At 58.0% G+C, this 20,769-nt stretch carries 13 protein-coding genes; all 13 read left to right on the top strand.

Translation table 11 applies throughout. The features are described from left to right. The first annotated feature begins 1,055 nt into the window (after nucleotides 1-1,055). The 13 genes from WC815_04120 to WC815_04060 all read left to right on the top strand — a co-directional run bounded on the left by WC815_04120 (nucleotide 1,056) and on the right by WC815_04060 (nucleotide 20,650). Nucleotides 1,056-1,967, top strand: coding sequence for a hypothetical protein (locus WC815_04120; GenBank protein ID MFA5907944.1), 912 nt, complete (start codon nucleotides 1,056-1,058; stop codon nucleotides 1,965-1,967). Between the two features lie 237 nt (nucleotides 1,968-2,204). Continuing rightward, entirely contained in the window at nucleotides 2,205-3,590 is a 1,386-nt protein-coding gene (locus WC815_04115) for a hypothetical protein (GenBank protein MFA5907943.1), read from the top strand. Continuing rightward, complete coding sequence (locus WC815_04110; protein MFA5907942.1) at nucleotides 3,590-6,622, top strand: hypothetical protein; 3,033 nt, start codon at nucleotides 3,590-3,592, stop codon at nucleotides 6,620-6,622. Before WC815_04115 ends, WC815_04110 begins: the two co-directional genes overlap by 1 nt. Nucleotides 6,623-7,578: 956 nt before the next feature. After that, the gene (locus WC815_04105; GenBank protein MFA5907941.1) at nucleotides 7,579-8,913 is read left to right on the top strand and encodes a hypothetical protein; all 1,335 of its coding nucleotides are present in this window, start codon (nucleotides 7,579-7,581) and stop codon (nucleotides 8,911-8,913) included. Further along, nucleotides 8,910-9,623: a hypothetical protein gene (locus WC815_04100; protein ID MFA5907940.1), complete on the top strand. Its 714-nt coding sequence runs from the start codon at nucleotides 8,910-8,912 to the stop codon at nucleotides 9,621-9,623. Before WC815_04105 ends, WC815_04100 begins: the two co-directional genes overlap by 4 nt. Before the next feature lie 236 nt (nucleotides 9,624-9,859). Beyond that, the gene (locus WC815_04095; protein MFA5907939.1) at nucleotides 9,860-12,115 is read left to right on the top strand and encodes a hypothetical protein; all 2,256 of its coding nucleotides are present in this window, start codon (nucleotides 9,860-9,862) and stop codon (nucleotides 12,113-12,115) included. 419 nt (nucleotides 12,116-12,534) lie between these two features. Beyond that, entirely contained in the window at nucleotides 12,535-13,704 is a 1,170-nt protein-coding gene (locus tag WC815_04090; GenBank protein ID MFA5907938.1) for a hypothetical protein, read from the top strand. Beyond that, nucleotides 13,704-14,150: a hypothetical protein gene (locus tag WC815_04085; protein ID MFA5907937.1), complete on the top strand. Its 447-nt coding sequence runs from the start codon at nucleotides 13,704-13,706 to the stop codon at nucleotides 14,148-14,150. The genes WC815_04090 and WC815_04085 overlap by 1 nt, the downstream gene beginning before the upstream one ends. Further along, the gene (locus WC815_04080) at nucleotides 14,116-14,892 is read left to right on the top strand and encodes a hypothetical protein (GenBank protein MFA5907936.1); all 777 of its coding nucleotides are present in this window, start codon (nucleotides 14,116-14,118) and stop codon (nucleotides 14,890-14,892) included. Before WC815_04085 ends, WC815_04080 begins: the two co-directional genes overlap by 35 nt. 488 nt (nucleotides 14,893-15,380) lie before the next feature. Beyond that, on the top strand, nucleotides 15,381-16,619 hold the full coding sequence (locus WC815_04075) for a hypothetical protein (GenBank protein MFA5907935.1): 1,239 nt from the start codon (nucleotides 15,381-15,383) through the stop codon (nucleotides 16,617-16,619). Continuing rightward, a complete protein-coding gene (locus tag WC815_04070; GenBank protein MFA5907934.1) occupies nucleotides 16,616-17,905 on the top strand; it encodes a hypothetical protein in 1,290 nt (429 codons plus the stop codon). The genes WC815_04075 and WC815_04070 overlap by 4 nt, the downstream gene beginning before the upstream one ends. Before the next feature lie 62 nt (nucleotides 17,906-17,967). Beyond that, entirely contained in the window at nucleotides 17,968-19,917 is a 1,950-nt protein-coding gene (locus WC815_04065) for a hypothetical protein (protein ID MFA5907933.1), read from the top strand. A 106-nt stretch (nucleotides 19,918-20,023) separates the two neighbouring features. Further along, complete coding sequence (locus tag WC815_04060) at nucleotides 20,024-20,650, top strand: 4Fe-4S single cluster domain-containing protein (protein MFA5907932.1); 627 nt, start codon at nucleotides 20,024-20,026, stop codon at nucleotides 20,648-20,650. The last annotated feature ends 119 nt before the right edge of the window (nucleotides 20,651-20,769 follow it).

The following is a 20,769-nucleotide window of genomic DNA, read 5'->3' as shown; positions in this document are numbered from 1 at the left end:
TTTGTAGTAGGTGCCTTCGGTTCTTCCGCACCTTGGGCAGGGACCTATGGAGTCCATTCGAGCCGTCCGATCTTCTTTAATTGGTCCGTTTTCCTTACCGTGGCACCGCGGCCAAGTTCGATGGAGTCGTTGGCCACGGGATAGCGAGACTGCTCGATCCTTCACCTACGGCACGCCGAAGCCGCATCGCGCTGGTGGTGTGACGGGACGGCCCGAAGTGAACGCGCCTTCGAGAAAACACCGAGCCCGTCACCGTCACTACCGTCGGCACTATTACTGATTAGGCTAATTCAGTCCAGCCAGACAACAGACGCGCTGATTCCAGTTCGGCGTAACCATTTCTGAAGAAGGTATCCTTCTCTCTAGCTGCCGTCAGGAGTCCTGACGTTCACTGCGGAAGCTCAAAAGCGCAAAGCTCATGCAGTACAATAGACGGCCAAGCCCTCAAGATTTCTCACATAGTTGGGGAATCGGCTGTCGTTAGCTCAGCCACAGCGGGTCTCGCCAGACATACGCTTTCCCCTTTCGTCATCCGTCTTACCGGTCTTGTGGCAGGTCAAAACACTAAGGGTCACTAGTGGGCGGAAGCGGGGCGAGGTTGCAACTTACATTTCGCGCTGGTTATCGACAAAACCGTAGATAGCCAGTTCTTCCATATGGTAGCTTTTGCGTAAAGCGAGACCCATCATATGGCCGAAAACTCTTCCGCTCGCGCCGGCCCGCAGCCTCTGCCCGATTCATCTTTCCGCCCTGGCGATACGTCGGGCGGTGCTCCACCAGAAGGGTCGCTCTTTGATGAGTCTGTGGGCGGGTCGCAGGAGAGCGCCCCCGAGACTTCCGAACCTGTTTCGGCTCAACCTGCCAGCTCTGGTATGCGGTGTGTCTTCATGGGCCCGTCGAAGGTTGGGAAGACTACCTTGCTTGCCTCAATCGACCAAGCCGCGCATACGAGGTCTCCCTGGAGCGAGGCACCCAAGCTGACTGTTGTGCCAGGCGCATCAGACGCTGATCCACAAAAGCGCCGTTACTCGCTGGCTGACGCGGTTAAGAGAGCTGTGCAAACAATCCTGACGCCGAGCGCCTACATGTCCGCTACCGATCAGGCGTGCACCTACGAGTTCACCATGACAGCGACTGTTGGCCAGCGCACATACGGAGCTGACGTTGTGACGCACGATGGTCCTGGCGGGGCTCTCTTCCCGCCGATAGACGGCGAGCCCAATGCGCAGTTGGCGGACTGGGAGATGGAGCTGATTGAAGGCGCGAAGACCGCGGATGCGATCGGTTTGTGTCTCGATCCAACCGATATGGATCATCTTGCCGCCTGCCATCTCTATCTGCCGAGTCTATTAGGAAGGATTAGCTCATCCTTTGAGCCTCAACCCCGGCTCCCGTCTACGATCTTCGAACGGATTCTCGAGCGATTTGGAATTGAAAGGCCGATCGATTTTACTGAAACCGCGCGGCGGCACATGCGAGCAAGGCGTTTCATTCTTCTCTTCACGAAGGCAGACCTCATGGTCGAGCAGCACTTGCAAAGCAAGGTTGGCGTTGGCTGGGTCGACGTTGACGAACGCCCGGTCAGGCTGGTCGAAATGATCGACGCTACTCGGCAGGCTTGCGAACTTCTGGGCGAGGGTGTCCTTCATCGAATTCTCGACGCGCTTCCTCCCGACGGCCAACTAGGCGTTGCTTTCACTAGCGCTTGGGGTTTCGACCCATTGACTGGGTACCCATTCATGGAGCCACGAGGAAACGAGCCGCTACTCACCGAGGGAACCGATCGTCACGAACGTCTGCGGGACTGGACGCCGTACGGCGTGAGGGAAGCCATGGTTTTCATGTTGACTGGAGAAGCGCATGCGCCGGTTTCGCTCGTTACAGCCGAAGCCCTCGACCAGCAACTTCGGACGCGAGCCATCGCGGTTCGCAAGAACTGGCCCTGGTTCAAGGCCGCTACTCAGTAACTCCTTCATGAGAAAGATCGGTATCTAAAGATGTCGTTTTTGATAGAGCAGTCATTGCCTGCCGAGGCGTCTCCGCTTGACGACGTGTTTGGGCGATCCCCGGACGGCGACAACTCCAGCCGATCGCAGGACGTGAGGCGAACCGTCCGACTTTTTACTGCGGCTCCCCAGCGTCGGCACATGCGGGAGGTCCCCGTTCTGGCTCGATGGTTCCAACTGGCCGTCTGGAATACTTCTTTGCTGACGACGAACGCCAGCGTGCAGATGTCTCACGCTGCGGACTTGCTCTTGGTCGTGTTTATCTTCGAATGGGCGATGTGGTCGTTGCTTTTCAACTCCGTCATCTATTTTCGACCGCTCCATCTCGGCTGGTTGTCTCCGGGCGCAGCCGGCCTCGGTTTACTCTTTGCTTGGGCGGTGTTTGTTTGGGAAAAGAGCGTTATTACGGCCGATCTCCCATCAAGTCGCTTACGGCGGGCCATGCCACACAGCTTGCGCCCGGCAGCGTGGCGAAAAGTGACAGCACTTGGGACTCGATGCGCGCTGATCATTGCGTCGGCGATGGCCACCGCGCAATCGCTCGAGCTGTTCATTTTTAACGGCGCTATTGAAAATCGCCTACGGGATGAGTCGGTGCTTGCGGAGTCCATACGCCAAGCGGAATCTCAAGCACATGATCGAGCTCAGACGGCGTTCAAGTCGCTCGGCGCGGTTGAGCAAACGCTACAGGGCGCTGAGGTTGCTCAGGCGAAAACAACAGCAAGCAGCGAGTTCGAGGTCGCCAAGAGTCAACTTGAAGCCGCTAATTCCGCGAAGCAGCTGGCGCAGGACCGCCTCAACGCTGCAGACAACAACTACGCATTCTGGGACCGCGAGTTTCAAGCAAGACAGAGGGCTGCGAATTCAGCACCGGCCGACTTGCAGATAGCGACAAGACTTGCCGCTAACGATGCGGCAACAAGACGCGACAGCGCAGCCGAGATTCTAAGGACCCGACGGACTGTGCTTGACGGTGCTTCGCGACGACTGTCTGACGCGCAAGCAGTCGTCAACGCGGCGGCATCAAAAAAGACAGATACATCGAATAGGTTTCAGAAGGCGGTAGAAGCGGAACGCGCGATTGAGGACTCCCGGAGCAAAGAACACCAGGCGGCAGCCGATAGGCGAAAAGCGTGGCTTGACACTCTCCAAGCGGCCAAATACGGCTCGGAGTTGAACAACCCAACGGCATCGGGCGCCGCAACTGCTTTCGCTTGGAAAGAAGCTGATTTTCTCGACCGACTGAGAATCCTTAGCGATCTCACGGAAGGTATTCCGCCGCAGTGGCCATTTGCGAGTGATGACCTCCGGAAATCTGCCGTTCAGCTATTTCAAATCCCCGATCCGGGTGCGAGCCAGAATGCGGTCGCCGACTCGGCAAGGCAAGCGTCGCTATTCCAAACAGCGTACTTGCTTTCCTACATCGTCGCATTGATCATCCCTCTTCTGGCTCTGGGCTTCAAACTCGTACTCATTGGCCCTGAATTGGAGGCCTATTACTCTTGTTGGAGCCAAGCCCGCTCTGGAAATGTAGAAGCACTGCGTGTCTTGAATGCCCAGGGCTTCGATCTTGACGACCTCTGATGTCCTCGCGTCTTGCTCCCTTCGTGGCCTCGCTAAGGACGATTGAGTTTGCTCGGCTTGAGTACGGAAAGCCATGCGAGTCTTCGAGCGGGCCGATTAAGAAACTTGAGGAGTGCCGCACGCTTGCTCAGTCTGCCACCTTTCCCGAATGGATAACGGCCCTCTGCCGTCCGGTGGACCTCGGTCTCGGATTGCAGGAGGGAGCGGAGGTTGCTGCCGAACGTTTTGGGCATGGCACTGTGGTGCGACCTGTAAAGACCCCTCAAGGGGCTATCGCTCAAGTTGCGTATCGCCTGCGCCGCCGTTCGGAGGACGGTGAATCAAGACCTGGCCGCCGCTACTGGCTGGGTCGCTACCTCTACAGCGCTGAGATAACAACTCCACTGACGGCGCTGACAGCTCTCGATTGCAATCCTTTGATTGCACTGACCGACTACGCGCAGCAAGCTTCGTCTGTTTCAGTGGACGAATCTCATGCACCCATTCCACCCCATACAGAATTTCTTGAGCAGGCCATCGTGTTCTGCCTCGCTGGAATCCCCATCGGCGTGCAGGCGCCCCTCGATGAGAAGGAGTTCTTCGAACTTGCGGCGTTCCTAAGATTCTGTTTGCCACCCACCCTGCAACCGTTGTTCTCGACCGGTTGGGGCGTATCCCGCGATTTGTCCCAGGAACTTCACTGCTCAATTGCTTTGAGTTTTCCGGATACGGTGGCCGTCTATCAACCAGAAAGGCGTGCGTGGATCCCACCGAAGACCTCGCCGCCGAATCATGGGTCTGGCGCGGGCAAACGACCGTCTCTACGTGACGAACACCTGATGTCGGGTCACATGTATTTGCGCGAAGCTTTCGAATGGAGCCCGCAGGGAAGGCCGCTCACGGAGAACGGTCCGCAACGGTTGGATTCATTTGGTATCTTCGACTTCAGTCCGAGCCTCGCCGATCTTGTTACCACGCCTGGGCTGCAAACTCCGGTGATTGCGAGCGCGTTTCAATCAGCCGGCCTGCGCGCACTAGACTTCGCGAGACTGACTGAGCTGTCGCGATGGCTTGACGGAGAGCTCGTGGATGAAGGACGCCTTTGTCGAGCCCCAGATGACTATTTCTTTCACGATTATCGAGAGCGCGTGGTCAAATTGGCGGTTTCTGCACTAAGTCAGGATAACCAGCGAGCAAAGGGCGATCTGATGGTCTGGGGGGCAGCTGAAGGCCCTTCCGCATCCTATTTGACGAACCTCCTCGTCGGTTGTGACGAACGCACGAACACTCGCGCAAAGCTTCTCTTGGCGATTTCCAGGGACGCGCCCGCTGCTATGTTGCAAACACTCGGCGAGGCTGCGGCGGTTGGTGAGGTGGCGGATCTTCCCGATCTTGCGCAACTGAAGTTTGAAAAAAAGCTAGATCTTACGCTGCGCGACTTTTCGAGGCTTGATGTTCACATCGAACTGCTGACCGGCGCTCGAGCTCTCCCTTACACAAAATGGGCGCAGAGACGTATGGGACTACTGGCGCTCGTGCTTGGCAGTTCCTACCCTGATGAAATCCACCAATACATAAGCAGACTCGACACAGACCACGGTCCCCTCTGGAAGCTCGCCGCGCGACTGACCCGACGCGAGCAGCCAATCGAGACCGATGTCGGCCTACTAGTAAAGCTTAACCCGACCCAGCGGGAGATGATTGAACGCTCCATCCGTGAATATTGGCTACGAGGCGAAGCAGTAGTGCGAACGAAGCTGCTCCCTTGGGTTGCGCTGGCTACGGTCCGATCTGATGATGAGCCGATTTGGCAGCTGGCACACGGGCGCGACCCGAGAAATCATCGCCCTGCCACGGAAATCGCCAGACTGATCGACCCTGAGCGAATTCCGGCGTCGTTGCTGTTTCGTGTCGCTGAACTCGCATTAAGTGAGTGGCAGTTTTTCGAGCCCATCGTTCGACAGGCGCCCGGCGGTTGGGCGAGGGTGTTCGAGCATTGGCCCGCTGAGGTTCGCCATCTTCTGTTGGTTCAATCGCTCGGATCGTCGTCGGTCGATTCTGTGCCTAGTTTCTTACCGGAAATGTCCCTCGCCCAGTTTGATCAACTTCTGGCCGACTGGTCGCACTCGAGACTTCCAGCAGACGTTGTCGCGAATGCACTCTCCACGATTCTCAGGTCCGGGACACCTACTCCGTTGCCGGGACGGAGTGTCATTCCACCTTCGGTACTTGGAATTTGTCGGCAACTGCGGCAAGGAGTGTGGTGGTTCGGTCAAACGCCGTCCGACGGGATAACCGACATCGCAGCCGCAGTAGTGAGGAGGCTGGGTCTGCAGTGGCCGAAGAACACGATTACCACTCTATGGAGAGAGGCGAATTCCGGCTGGCGCGTTCGATCGATGCTTCAACTGTTTCCTACGACGGAACTGCGTCCCTCAGCCAAGCATCTTGAACATCTCATTCCGCATCGAACATGGCTGATTGAGCATCTTCAGAGACTGCCAGCTAGACGGGAAGACTACGGGATCGCTACCGTCGGTTTTCATGCGTTGACTTTCGACACTCAGAATGGCCGTTACGCGTGGAAACAGGAATACAGCACTAGTGCGATTTGGGCCGCTTTCGCAGGCGTACCGACCCAGCAGCAGGGTTCGCTGGCTCATGCAATCAGCGCGTACGGCAATCGCGATATTCCTTCGAGCCTCGGCTTGGCCCACCGCTATCTGGAAGGCTCACGATTACAGGCTGACAGATCCATTCAGTTTGCGGCACGACGAGTGTTGGACGCTGTCGTTCGTCCACTCCTTCACGCCAGGCTTGGTTCCGCGCAGTCCGCTGATCTGCTTGAGGTTTATGGCCTTAAGTCCGAGTGGACTCTGCAAGAACGATTATCGTTCGGGCTCGGAGCTATGGAGATTGTGCTTGATAAGCAAGCGGCCGACACCGATGGCGTTGCTGCAACCGCGAGATCCGTTTCCGTCTCACCTCTCCTCGACCACTTACTGCGTGAGGTCGCTGCGGAGCTCGTTCAGCCTCGGGTTGCGCGATGGTAGCCGCAGAATTCCAGTTTGCTGAGCAGCGCGTGGGAGGCGACATGGTAGTCGCCTGGTCCCCCCACTTCCTCACGAGAATTATGACCGCTTCTGAACTGTTGCCGCTCCAGTTGGAGCCGCGCCTAGTGAAGTTCGCGACGCTGTCTCACCGGATTAACGATCAAGGGGTCGCTTGGGATTGGGACCGATGGCAATGCGTTCGTGTTTCTTGCTATCGAGACGATTCCGAGTCACCAAGTAGAACGCTGACATTCAAGCGCCAGGACGCTCCTTTTGTTGACTGGCGGATTCTTCTCGATGATCAGGCTGACGCTTTCGAGCTAGTTGCGTCGCTGAATAGCGGACCGGACGACCAACCGAGTCCGACCGTTCGTGTGCCCTTTCCGGCTTTTCGCTCTCGCTCGAGCCTCCGCTTCCGATTTGATGAAGACACAAACACGGTCAGTATCAGCGGTGAGCTCAGCGGTTCCTCGCTACACGAGTTGAATCTCGAACTCTTGGAGAGGATTCCTGGAATCCAGAAACCCTTTCAGAGATTGCCTTCACCGACCAGGACTACTCGAGGTTTTCAACTACCGCGTGAGTTGCGCGGCCTGATCGCTCTGGTGCGCCAGCGCGCCGACGGCTCCAAGCGCATTCTCAGCGCATGTCGGGTGGAGCCCCCGCATGGACCGCTAGAGGAACCACGACTCAGCTCACGGGAATGGCGCTTTCTTTACGCCCTGCTAGATGTGCCAGAATCATCGACTCAAACTTGGCCCGAGCGCACCCATCGGCGGCTGTCTAGATTAGCCACGGTAGGCAGCGTCCTGTTGGAGAATCGGCCAGAAGAAACGGCGCGGTTTCTTGAGACGCAACCGATAGGCTCGGTCCGGCTCTTGGTTCTAAGGGCGCTCGGTGCACCAGTCACAGTAAGAGACATAACCGCGCTCGGGGACTCTTCGTTGGAGAGCTTCGTGAAGGCACGTTGGCCTCGCGTCGCTGAGGCCCTCACTAAGGCGAAGTCGATATCGGAAGCAAGGTGGCTGTTCACTCATGCTGAGCATCTACGGCTGCGTGAGATTGCCAATTGGGCTTCAGGTGCAGGCCCTGAAGGTCTTGACGTTGCCGCCAATCGAATCGATATCAGAGACGAGTTGAAAGAGTATCAGGGCGCCGCGCGCCCAGAGAGTGACTTGGCGAGAGAAATCCGCCGATCACTGAGCGACCTGGACAGCGGCGTCAAGGCGGGGAGGCTAGCACCGGAGGTCGTCCAACGGATCATCGATGCGAGGATGAATTTTCTCAATGCGGAGCGACAGCCGGTGGATCCATTTGTCGAGAATCCTCCTGTCTTGAGTCGACAGCACAACGAGTGGCTTGCCGCGCGGGCTCTCGTGGTTCAGTGGCGAACGCAAGCGAGTAGGCTGCTGCGTTTTTGCCAATCGGGGATCTGGTCTGCGGAGGGCGCAGCCCTTTCAATTGAGACGTTGTTGGCCGGATACACTGCTCTGCCAGCGCCGAGTTTCATCGACGCGGTTCCGGCGGAGTTTCCCGAATTCGAGCAGCTTTCCTCAGAAGTCGCATCTTCGTTTGGTTGGCCCGATCGACCAGCCCTAGCCCAACTGCGCGACCTGATTACTACCAAAGTGACCGGGAAAACCGCGCAATGGGCGGGGATTCACGACCAACGTAGGCGCGCCTCGGCCCTGCTGATCAAGTTTCCAAAGCTCGCGCAGGACTTCGGCTTGAGCGCCACATGGGATCGTCTGCCGGCGTTGGAGCAAGCAGCCTGCTGTTCACCGTTCATCTCGGTCGTTGAAGCAGCCGGAAGACTGGCCGAAGAATGGAGGCAAAGGCCCCTTGCGATTTTCAATGGCCTGTCTCCGCTCGACCTGCTAACCCAGCGTGATCATAGGGCCATAGCCGATGGGTACGCGCGTGTCGTGTTCATCACGAAAAGACTAGCCCATAATCCAGACGACGTTACTTTGCCAGATCCTCTAAGAATGGCGATCGAGCCCACTCTGGATGCTTACGTGCGATGGTGGACCGATCTGGCGGCCCTGGGCTTGTTGCTGAACTCGCTGGAGTGGGACAACACCGACTTCGATCGCCTGGTGACGTTTGCTGCTGTGCGCATCCAAAGGGGCGACTTTGGAGTTGAGCTCCTACGGAGGGTGGACAGGCGCGATGAACTTGTCGACCTAATTGCAAGGCTGCAACAAGTAGCAGTCCGCGAGGTTGGTACGGAAACGATTACCAAGCGAGACCTTGACCGCTTTTACGATCTGATCGGATCCGATGTATGACGAGTAGTTCGCGGAAGGCGACAATTGCGCTATGGGGAGCGAGTAGCGTCGGTAAAAGCACGGCGCTGGCGGCGTACAGCGGTCACTACGAGCCCAAGTGGGTTGATCGCGCAGATGCGAATACGCTCAGCACCGAGCGGAACCTGAGAAGCCTGTGGTTTTCGCTAAAGAAAAACGAGCTAAGCGGCGGTACATCGTCGGCTACGCACTACGAGTTTCGACACGTCGATGGGGGCTCGATTGTGTTCAGGGATATGGTCGGCGGCGTTGCGGCAAAGCCCACCGCGAGAGCCGACGTTGATGCGCTGCGGAATGAAGTAGCAGGCGCGCTGCTCTTTGTTGACGTCACCAGGCTAGGAATTGCAGAAGTTCGACAATCGGCGCTGAACGCATTGGCCGAACTAGGAACAAAGCCCTGCGCCCTGGTGCTGACAAAATGCGAAGCCGTGCTTTCCGAAGAGGAGTTCGGTCGGTTTACAAAGTCGCCTTTGAGCTGTGAGCAGATCGGATCGCTCGTTTTGCCGTCTGGGCTTATGAAGCGATTTGAATCTAATGCCATCTTCCCGATCACCGTTTACGGCTGGCACAACAATATGCCCGCGCAGTACCTGGACGAGTTTGGCCGTTTCGTGCCGTTCAAGATCGAGCCGAGCCTGGTCGATCGCCCTTTCGAATTCGCGGTCGAGCGAATCTGGAAGGCGTTCCCGTGAGACAGCTGAGATTTCGCGGCCTTGGCTGGTTCGGCAAAGTTCCACCTGGAGACTACGGCTGGGCCGTTGGGCGAACGGAGATACCTGACGAGCTCGCCTCGCTCAGCGAGTCGATTCCTGCCGTTTCCGATTCTGCCAGAAGCTACGTTTCTATCGTCGGAGAATTCGACGATCGTCTATGGACCTCGCGGGGGTTCCATGGCGGAGTCGACGGAGCCTCACGTCCAGTGACTTCTGTGGAGATCGCAGTGTGTATGGATGCTGGCGCCGTTGGTCGTGGAGAGTGGCCCGCGATCGCTCGTGCCGTCTCACAACGAGTAGCTGTAGGCGTTGATGAAATACCTCAGACCTATGACTTATTGCTGAATAACTGGGATGGCGAACACCAGCTTGTTGATCTCGAGCTCCTTACATCGGCTGTCCTCGGAATGCCGACGGAGGTTGAAACCCCAGGATCTGGTGCTCTACTTGTTGCGGCCGGTGATCGGTTTCGCGCGTTGTGCTTCGCATCTCGGCCGGTCAATTCGCCTCATCCAAACGAGTGGACCGCGCTTCTCGCTGTGAACTTCGCAAAAGGGCTTTCAAGCTCGGAAGACCAGATTCTTCAAGAGGCGGCGCGCCAACTCGGTTTGACTCGCCTCGATCTCGAGATTCTGATGTCTGAACCAGTAGCTTTGGCGCGACAAGCCGTTCTCTGGGCATCCCGACACTCGCCAGACGATAGGCCTGAGGGCTTCGAAGTCAATGATCATTTCCTTCTGACGCTGGCACGCCTCGGCCGCTCTCGGATGTCGGTCGCGGAGCTCGTCGCGTCAATGCATCGTGACTTCGCTCTTCGGTCGTTGCCATTTAGTCTCGTCCAGGAAATTGTCCCTAGCCTGAGCGACGCTGCAGTCGACCTTCTGATTCAGCGTCCAGTCTCGGTTGATGCGCCACAGTCCGTGTGGGAAGAACTCGCACGCGCAGGATTCCTGGAGCACGAATCGCTTATTCCTCCAAGCGGTTGGCTGACTCAGGTACGTTCGTCGGATCAGCTCGCGCAGGTGGCAAAGCGTATTCTCACGCGAAGAGGCCTCGATGATGCTCAAGCGTCCTGGGTGATTGACGCTGCGCCAACCAGTGACATTGACTGGCCCGAATCGGAGCGTACGTCTGCGGCCGCACGTATCGGCGCCGAAGTCGGGTGTTCTGCGCCACGGCAGAGGCTGTTGCGGTGGCTGACGAAGTGCCGGACAAAGGACGAGTTCCAACAATGGGCTGAAGCCGCGTCGCTTTGGGGGGGCTGGTCTTCGACGCTCGCTGCATTCGTAATGTCCGGAACCGTTCCGCCCGTCGAGGTCTTGACAACAGAGGACTGGAGCGCTGGCCTCGGAGCGCGCAAGCTGCTGTCTACCGAACCGCAGTTACTGATTCCATTGCTCAAGCAATTGGTCGTTGCGGGTCGCTTCGACGAAGCCATCAGTGTTGCCATCGCAGGCGCGCCGCTGTTCTCGGCAGAGTTCTCTCCAGTTGCGCTTCAAGCTCTGTGCGCGCGAGTTGGACGAGACACGGCGCCGAGAGTCACTTACGTCGACGATATTCTGGCAGCGGCACAGGCTGGCCTGTGTAGACCGAATGATGTCGTGCCAGAAACTGCCGCCACGCTTATGGCTTTGAGCCAAGTGTGGCCGATTGCGAAAAGCGCGACGGCCGCGTTGCGGAATGAACCGGTTACGCCAGACTCCGACGAATATCCGGACGAATGGAAGCCAGTTCTGCGGCGCGTAGTCGAGCCAGCGCTGGTTCAGAGTTGGATGGCGGCCCTCATAACTGAAGATCGCAAAGCAGCGATCAGGTGGACGGCGCGACTGCACGATGTGGCCCCAGCAGCTGTTGAGTGGCTCATCGGCGATGCTGCTGCGCCTCTCGACATCACTGAAGTTACTGATGGCTCGAAGGATTGGCTACGGCTCTTCGCTTCCGGAATTAGCATCAATGAACGGCTCGTTCGTCTCGCCAAGTCCAGGTCACGGGGCAAACGCCTTGACGAGCGTGGCGCTCTGACGCTGTTGAATGTCATGGCGCCGGAATTACCTACCAGTGCGGTCGCCTTCGCGATGCATGCGATGACAGGTATCGGGCCTATCCCAACCCTAGATGACGTCCCGATCGAGATCGTCGGCGTATTTGCGCGTGCCGTTGATCCTGAATCCCTTATCAATTCGCTCATGGGATCCGCAAAACCACGACCTTCGGTGCCGTCGGCTGCACTCGAAGCGATTGTCTTCGCAGTGCGCGATTCAGGTCTTCGCCTCTCAACTGGGTACACGACAGCGCAGATTATGGCGCAAGTGCCTCTGGCGCGTGCGCTGGGAACTTTGCCAGGTTGGGAACCGCTGAACCCAGATCCCGCAGTGAGAACCCAGTGGGCACTCCAGTTGCTCAAACAAGCCGACATAACCGTTGAGGACCTAGCCGCAGAGATCGAGCGTGCGGAGGAGGGGCAGCCTTGACTGTAAAGACTCTGCTTTCTGACACGAATGGTCTGGCGACCGTGCTGTCCCATTTGCGAGACCAGCAACCGGCCGTTCAGAATTGGATGGTTATCTGCGGACAGTCGACTCGCGAGGCTGCGCTCTTGATGTGGCGCCCATGGATGGGAGCCGGCCCGACCAATCCCATAGGGTCGGTAACACGCTTCGACTGCACCGCCTCTGAATTTGTAACGCACGACGGATGCGGTCTGCTGCTTATCTCTTCGGCTACGGAAATCAGCGACGACGAGTTGGAGCTTTGGGAATTGGCGGTGAAACATCGCCGGTCGAGGATTCGCTTGATCGCGACGGGAGCGACTCCTAGCTCCATCCAGAGTCCCACCTCTAGTGAAGCTCTTCATGACCAGCGGGCTGTTGAGCCGCCCTTTGCTGTCCCTTTGACGATCATCGTTCACGGACAATCGGTGAGGCGATTCAGGAGCACGTTACCGTTTCGCTTTACTGTCAGTAGCGCCGCGAACCGAGCGGCCATCGCAATTGAAATCGAGGACGGCGGATTCGCGATCCTCAGCGGAGGCCAATATTCGGTGGCAACCCAGGCAGGAATGCCGATCGGTGCATGCGAACTGGTCCTTGACGGCGAGCCGAGGCCAGATGGGCGAGACCAACTGAAATTGTCTACGACTACGCCTTTGCGAAGTGTGACTCCGTCGACGGTGGAGTCCCTGCCGAAGACAAGGTTCAACCAGCAGAGTCCGGTCAACCTGTACATTCTGATCGATCGCACCACTCTCGATCGCGACGCGTGGTTGAAAGCATTCGATGCTGTAACGTCACTTGACGCAACGCCTTCTGCTGACTCAGCGTTCTGGAACTCTTCTTGGCGTCGCTCGTTCGCGGCTGCACTCATCGCGACCCAGACTAGGCTTCATGGAACGGTTCGATTTGGCCTCTACTGGTTCGCTGACAGGGAGCGCGAGGATTGTGTTCCTCACCCCGCGTTGCCACTGTCGAGATCGGCGTCTGGCGAACTGGGCGAGGTCGGCCCCGATGTGCTCCGAGTCCTGCTTGAGAGTCCAGAGCTGGCATACGCGACTGGTATTGACTTCTTTGACGCCGTTGATGAAGGACTCGAGTGCATAAGGCGCGTGATCGACGCCCGCGCAGCGAACGAGCAGTCCGCCGTGCTGATAGTAGGCGATTCGCCTCCTCCTCCAGCAGGTGACCACGACCCCCTATGGGTTCAGTTGGCTGCTGGGCCTATCCGGACCAGTGCGCGACGTTCCGAGCTATTCCAATCGGTGATATCTCACCTACAGGAACGTCGAATCCCAGTCGGGTGGTTGTTCTTGCGCGATGCACGACCGCCTCAGGCTAGCCGTCCCCTGCAACCGGGCGACGACAGGCTCGCAGCGTTCTCGCAGTTTCGCGATTGGCGAGAAAAGACGTTTCGCGCGTTACAAGCGTTCGACTGGCTTGATGTCGAAGGTTGCGACGACATCGGAGAAATGCAGAGGCCGCTTGGCATCTTGCTGAGTCGTCTTGCTACCGTTGTTCCACCACGGTTGGTTATCCAGCCTCGAAATGGCGACGCCATGGAGATCTAATGACAGCCACAGAACTACGGAGCCTCCTGCGAGTTGCGCCCAACGCCGCCCGGCGTGCGTCCGCAATAGCGACCCTGGACGGTTCCGCCGATCTTCAACTCGCGTTTGAAGTACTTCTGGAGACGGGCCAGTTGCACCGGGACGAGGCGGTGTCACTGCTTCATGAGTTACAGGCGCTCGCTGCGCCTTCGGCTACTCTCGCTATCATCACCCCTGATCTCGAGCGACTTCGCAGTGACGTGAGCGCCCTGATGACGTCGCACGGCTCAGATGTCCCACTGCTCAAAGAAGCAGAGAACATCGATCGACAACTTCAAATGGCGCATGATCAGATTGAGCTAGATACTCTTGCGTGCGCCCGTCTGTCCGAGCGAATCCAACAAATGAACGTGCTTATCAAGGACGCCGAAAATGTATTGGGAAGACCTGTCTCGGCAGCTATCTGAGGCTGCTGCAGCCGCCATTAATCGCCAGTCCGAGTTAGTGAAGTTCGAGGCCGATGTACTGGGCGACCGTCGAGCACGGCTTGAGAGACTCTCAGGTGGCGCGGCCAGATCTGACACGCAAGGTCGGGATCGCGCCGAAGCTTTATCCGAAGCGATCAAGAAACGCTCTGTCCAACACGATACCCGGGCGCGACTCGAACTTGAAGCCGAGATGATGGAGCACAAGTGCAATGCGGCGAGCGACAAACTGGCGGCCTACTGCGTCGAAAACACCATTGCTCTTCGCTCGGACCGCGATGGAGGGCTTGAGGCGTGGACCGAGTGGCTTACCAACTGGCACATTGGAGCGAAGCGGGCGTGGGAGCCTGGGAGTGATCCTGAAAGGCAGCTGATATCGCGAGGGGTGGTCGATGCCGCCGAATCGCTCTGGGCAGACCTGACTGAACGTGTCGAGCGAGACCCTCCGCCGCCGCCCACTGTGGAGCTGTCCGAGAACGATATCGCGGCACGATGCCAAACGTACAAGAACCAAGCCGATCGATCGAGCGATGATTTACTCCGGTTTGTCGTGGAGCCATCACGGCATCTTCGCATCGTCGAAGATCTTCCAGATCCCGAACAAGGGAAAAGCTTGTCTGAGTTGCGCGAGATCCACAATGTACTCAGCTTTCTCGAAGTTCTTCTCGGCCGATATGCGCAGAGTGCCGCACTTGAAGAGCAAACCCTTGAAGCGATCGATTAGAGGCGCGCGATGTTACAAGAGGAAGCGACAGTTCGGTTAAGCCAGGCCATGGAGCTACAGGGCGTCGCGCGCCTCGGGTCGCTCCTGGCCCTAGTCAGCGATATTAGGGGAGATGTTAAGCGGCAGTCGAGGTTCGCTCCATGGAAAATGGAATGGGCGCGAGCGCTGCAGCATTCCTTGCACGAGAGACTAGACGCAACAACTGGTTCTAGTCAATTACCGGGCGAGCTCGTGCGACAGCTTCACGACGCCGTTAACAGGGGTCCCGAGCGATTCACAGAAATTGAACAAGAGTGCAAAGTCAGGAGAGAGGAACTTGATGTTCTTCATTCGCGCAGCGAGGTCTTGACCCTGAGACTCAGGTGCTTTGAGTTGCGCGCACAATGCTTCGACCACTTGAAAACCATCTTTAGTTCAAAGCGAGCTTCGTGATGGCGGTTATACCAGATGAGCTTCGAGACATCGTCGTACATCGTCTAGAGGAGGCGTTGCGCGATCGCGACCAGATCATCGATGAGTTGCGCTCGAATGCGGGTGATTTGGAGGGTCTGATCGGCGAGCTGGATGCTGACGCCGAGCGAGCCAGCGCCGCAATTGCGACGCTTCGGAGTGGCTTGAGTGAAGCACGTGAGCAACTCGAAACGGAGCGTGATGAGGCGACACTCCGATTAGAGAGCCTAGGCAGCGAGTTGACGAGGCAGCGCAAACGGATAGAGGCGAACCTGTCGGAGATCGCCGCCCGCCACGCGAGAGACATGACGGAGATGCAGGGGCGGATCGAATCACTGGCTGCCGAACGGGTTCGCAAGGACGTCGCCTCTCGTCGTACCGCAGAAGACTGGTTGCGTGAGGCCAATGAAATCGTGCAGGATCTTCCGCAAGCTCAACTGGATGCTATGGACTTGGTCGGGGAATACTCCGCCGCACGAGCCAGGATAGTCGAGGCGGCGGCTCTCGTTGCGTCGGAATCGGTGGGCGCCGCCGAACTGGCTTCTGCGTCGGCCGGAGCGCTTACTGGCGTCCTTCGGCTTCAGGGGACCTTGAGATCGCGGACGAGGCGCCTCGATCGCTGCCGTGCCGATCTGGCAGCTGCGGCGCACTGGCTGACACAACTCGCCCAAGGGGCTGCCACAACCGCCCTGCCTGAGCAGAATGCGGAGATTAAAGTACTGCTCGGGCCCGAGTTCGGAATGGTAGCAGCTATGGTCGACCGTCACGTGCGACAGCCGGCTGCGGCACTCCTCCGTTGGAACGGACACGGTGCGCTTCTCGCGAGGATCGACGCGATCGCTGGACTGCTGAGCCAGGAAATTATCCAAGCCCGACGCGACCTGCCTGACGCCATCACCCATGAAGCCGAAAGATACGAAATTGGCTGGCTTTGGGATGATTTGGAATTTCGCTTCGGCCGCATTCGTGACGAAGGAAGGCACACAGCGGGTGCCTGGGGCGACGCTTCCGATCGCAAGTCCCCATACTCGTTCTTCCTGACGTCTGACCAAGGCGAAGTAACCGTTGTGGTTCCATGGGTAGGGCCGCTCCAGATCTGGCACGGGGGGCGAGCGCAACTTCAAGTGCAACCTCCGATCACCGCTCCCGAAAGTGTCTGCCGGCTCGGCCAGCTCACCGGGCGTTGGGTGATGCTCGATGATGCGCTTGCTAACCCCGCTCATTCTCGTTCATCCATTGAAGGGCTGTTCGGTTCTGTTAGAAAGGCGATGCAATGAGTTGGGAAACGAATGGCCGGACATATCACTCGTACTCAGAATACGAGGAGGCACTGAACGGCGGGCGCGAGCAGCGTCTCCGCTCGCTGGTTAATCAACTTCGCATTCCGGACGCCGACTCCGCGAGTGTTGAACGTCGTCTTGCCACTGCACACGCCCAACGAAAAGTGGTCGAACGTGCCATGAGGCAGGCGGATCGGGACATCGCAAGAATTGAAGAGGACACACGTGGGCTATCAACCGATGCTCGGGAGTCCTTCAGTGCAATCAGGAACAAACAACTTCGAGTGCGCGAGGACATGAAGCGGTCCTTTCGTGAGCTCGACCAACAAGTCGATGGAATCGAAGCCGAGCGAGTCTATCAACTACGCTATGTTGACGCCAAGGTAGCCGACGAAGAGCGTCACGAAGCTGCGAGCCTGGCCGAGCAGAAAGAGAGAACGGCCCAATTGCTTGCCTCTGCCGCAAATGCGCTCGCCGTCATTTCGAATGATCGCGCCGTCGAACTCGGGCTCGACCTCGATGTAGTGCGCAGCCTCCGTGCCAGAGCGAATGCGGTGAGCGATGCTGAGGCGATCGTAATCGCGCGCGAAGCCTCGGACATGGCCCGCGAGCTCGTCGCAGAGTTCCGTTGGCGCGAAGCTCGAATTGAGGCACTGCGAGAGGCGCTACAGGCTGAGGTCATGGTCTTGCGTCAGCTGCTAGAGTTTTCAGACGAAGATCGGAAAGAGCTTGTCGGGACGGGCGATTCGGCCCTCGATGTTCCGCTGTGGCGGGAACTCAAGCGGATAGAGGCTGAGATTCCGCAGGTGAGGCTATACGATTCGGTTGATCAGCGATTTGACGACATCGCGCGAGCCCTTGACGAAATCAGTCCCAGAATCGTCGAGCTGACGAGTCAGGTAAAGAACTTCGACAAGCTCGATACCGCGCGCTTCAATCTTGTCCGAAACAATCTCGCATCCGAGCTGAGTGAGGTGATCGGCGAGCCACTGAAGAAGGTCGGCGAGCGCCCCGGAGTTCTCGGGCTTCAACCGATTGAGGTTCACTTCGAAACCATGGGGGGCGAAAAGGTTGACTGCCTTGTAGGGATTGACAGCTCATTGCACATTCATCACCATGGTCACGCCGACCAGCGCACCTGCGCAGAGGCCGCGAAGCGCTTGGCGGCAGCCATTCCTCGATTGATCAAGATGAACGCGCAGCCGACGCTAGATGTCCACCGCGGCGCAGCGACGAGCGGCACAGTTGCGTCAGATAAGGCTACGAAGAAGCAGGTCAAGTGACGACTGGACCATTCCGACCAGAGATTGCTGACCTACTAGACCGTTGCACTGGCGGAGGTGCGGTGGTTCTTGTCGGCCCGGTCGACGTCGCCAGCGCTCATCACTTTTACGCAGGTATCTCGCGGGCGCCGGCACTGTCACTGCTGGAGGCGCTCTTGCTCATGCTCGGTGGCACACGCCCGGACGGAGGGCGCCGCTACGAGGAGATTGTGGTTGTTAACGCTGGCATCGGCGTCGATCCGCTCGATAAGCCCGAGGAAGAGGTCATCTCGCTTCGCACGCCGACTGGTGGCTCGCTGAAACACGGAGAGAACTGGGAGACGTGGTGGTACCGGCGCCCTGCGAAGCAGCGTAGGGACCTTACGCCTGACGACGCCAGCCGGCCGTCGCCGAGACGTAAACGTTGGGCAGAGCCCGACGCTTCTAATGAAACCATGTTTCCAGTGCAATTGCTCGCAGAATCGGGTGCCAAATTTCCAAATCGCTTCAGACAGTTGCGGCAGATCGTCGAGCGACTCTCTACCGAATCTCACTCTGCACTTTTGCTTGTCGAGTTGGCTTCACTCAACTATTACCGCCCGTCACAGGAGGTAATTGAAGGTCACAGTCAACTCTCTGGAGAAGCCCTCAAGTATCTAATGTGGCTGAAAGATTGGATCAACGGCAGATCCCTAAGGCCCACGTCTCGCCTCGATGTGATCTTCTATAGCCGCAATGGTGCACAGCTTGACGCTTTCATGAACAACGGACTACCAGAGCGACCTGCTCAGCGCGAGCAGTCAGGCGCAATAAACTGGCCTCAGTTCGTCTACAACGGCCGCAACATTCATGTGATCCGATTTCCTGGCGGCCCCCATCCATGGGGGGACATGTTCAGCGCCCGTGACGCTCGGTTCGAACGCATCGACGGCTGTCCCAGCGATGCGCAAACGGGTCAATCGGCTTTCCCTGGCCGGACGCTTCGGGCATTACTTCGAGGACGCAGTCCATCTGGAGAGCCAGTCAGACTTCGCTTCGGCGCGCCTAATCCGGTAGTACCGAGTCGCACGACCTCGGTGCTCGATATCGACGCAGCATTTTGGGCCAAGGTTGATGTCGAGGCCATCGAAGCGGCCCTCGACCGCAGGTACTTTGGCGCCAGGCAGACCCAAGCGGTGACTGGTTTTCTCGCCGAGCTTAGATGGCGGCGCAAGCTTTGCCAGACTGAACCGACACGGCTCGAGACGAACGAGGTCCGAGCCCGATGGAAGCAGAACAGTTCGCTTGTTCTATGGGGTAAGGGCGGCGGAGGCAAGTCGTTTTTTGGCGAGACCATCGCCCCGTTACTCTTCGGCCACGACGCGTTGCTGTTCGAATGTCAAAAAACTCGTTCGACGTGGCAATTCCAGGCCCAGTTTTTCGGTGCACCTCCCGGCTACCAAAATTCCGACACGCTGACCGCGGCTGGCGCACATCTGGTTGGCAATCGAGGTTACGCCGTCGTCATCCTCGATGAATTTCAGGAAATCCACCCTGAGAACTTTGCCGACGGTGTCAAGACGATCTACGGTTTGGTGCAGAACCGGATTTATTCCGCCAGCACACCGCAGTTGCACGGGAATCAACCGATTCCTCTGTGGAACACGATTTTTGTAGCTACCGCAAATCTTGACTCGTGGCCGCCCGCTAGCGTCAGTGAGACCGATAGGGGAGCGATCATGCGCCGGTTCCGCGCGTACGAGATCCTGGAACTCAACGATGAGCAGGTCACGGAGTTCGTGAGATGGAAGCTGTGTCGGGTCATCGAAGATCAGCTGTCTGGCGTGACCTTCTGTCACTGTGAGCCGCTTCTCGGTGAGATTCGACGACTTGGCCTCGCGGAAAGGACTCCTGATTTGCTCGCAAAGAAACTGCAATCAGACGAAGGACCGATCGCAGCAGTGTTGAGCGCCCTAGCGCGTTCAGGTGTAACAGTGGGCAATGCGCCAGCATATTTTGACGTGACCGCGCTCGTGCGGGAGGCCCTAGAATGATGGCCCGTCGCATTGCGGCTGATTCCTCCGATTCCGGAAACCACAGCAAAGCTCTTCTTGTGTGCCCGCTGTGACAACGCCCTTGCGAGTGCCGAGCATCTTTAGCGTGCCGCTTCTCTCGAAGGACAGCGGTCCCGGCCTTCGCTGGCTTCTCTTCCTGCAGGGTTGTCAACGCCCCTGCACCACTACATGCCTAAACCCTCATTTCCTCAATGCGAAAGGTGGCGCCCTCATGGAGATGCGGGAGCTTTCCGTCATCGCCGGGCAGGTCGCCGTGGGGACTTGGGGCGACGTTGAAGGCGTCACCGTGCTTGGTGGAGAGCCCACGGACCAGGCGAAGGCGCTGGAGCCTCTTCTCTCTTACGTTCGAGAACTCGGGCTTTCGGTGATGCTTTACAGTGGTAATCCGATGCGATGGTTCTACCAGCCGGAGAATGAAGCGGCGCGTCGGCTATTGGACGTGTCGGATATCCTCGTCGACGGTCCGTTCCTGAGTGAACTTGCGAACCCAGAGCTCCGATGGCGAGGCTCAAGAAATCAACGTATCATCCGCCTCACGGCTCGCTACTCAGTGGCAGACTTGGAGTCTGAGATGCTGAACCGAGGTGTCACGTTGAGGATCGCGAGCCGCACAAGTGCAACCGTTTCTGGCTTGCAGGAACGCAGCCAAGCTCGAGCCGTGGAACTTCAAGTTCGCGATCTCGCAAGAGGGTTACAGAGCAATCGGCGCTGACAACCGCAACAGTCTCGCGAGGGGTGTCGGCAGTAGCAGCGATTCGGAAGGCCGGTTCCGAAGGCCGGTTCCGAAGGATTGTGTGTGGTATCGACCAGAAAGGAGAAGCCTCGATCATT

The sequence above is a fragment of the Vicinamibacterales bacterium genome, assembly GCA_041659285.1.
Lineage (GTDB): Bacteria > Acidobacteriota > Vicinamibacteria > Vicinamibacterales > UBA2999 > 12-FULL-67-14b.
The sequence above is the reverse complement of the archived record's forward strand: the minus strand, read 5'-3'. Positions and strand labels throughout refer to the sequence as shown.

Excerpts from the sequence above, each read along its gene's own strand:
- WC815_04110 (MFA5907942.1), top strand. The coding sequence starts at position 3,590 with ATGTCCTCGCGTCTTGCTCCCTTCGTGGCCTCGCTAAGGACGATTGAG.
- WC815_04100 (MFA5907940.1), top strand. The coding sequence starts at position 8,910 with ATGACGAGTAGTTCGCGGAAGGCGACAATTGCGCTATGGGGAGCGAGT.
- WC815_04085 (MFA5907937.1), top strand. The coding sequence starts at position 13,704 with ATGACAGCCACAGAACTACGGAGCCTCCTGCGAGTTGCGCCCAACGCC.
- WC815_04080 (MFA5907936.1), top strand. The coding sequence starts at position 14,116 with ATGTATTGGGAAGACCTGTCTCGGCAGCTATCTGAGGCTGCTGCAGCC.
- WC815_04070 (MFA5907934.1), top strand. The coding sequence starts at position 16,616 with ATGAGTTGGGAAACGAATGGCCGGACATATCACTCGTACTCAGAATAC.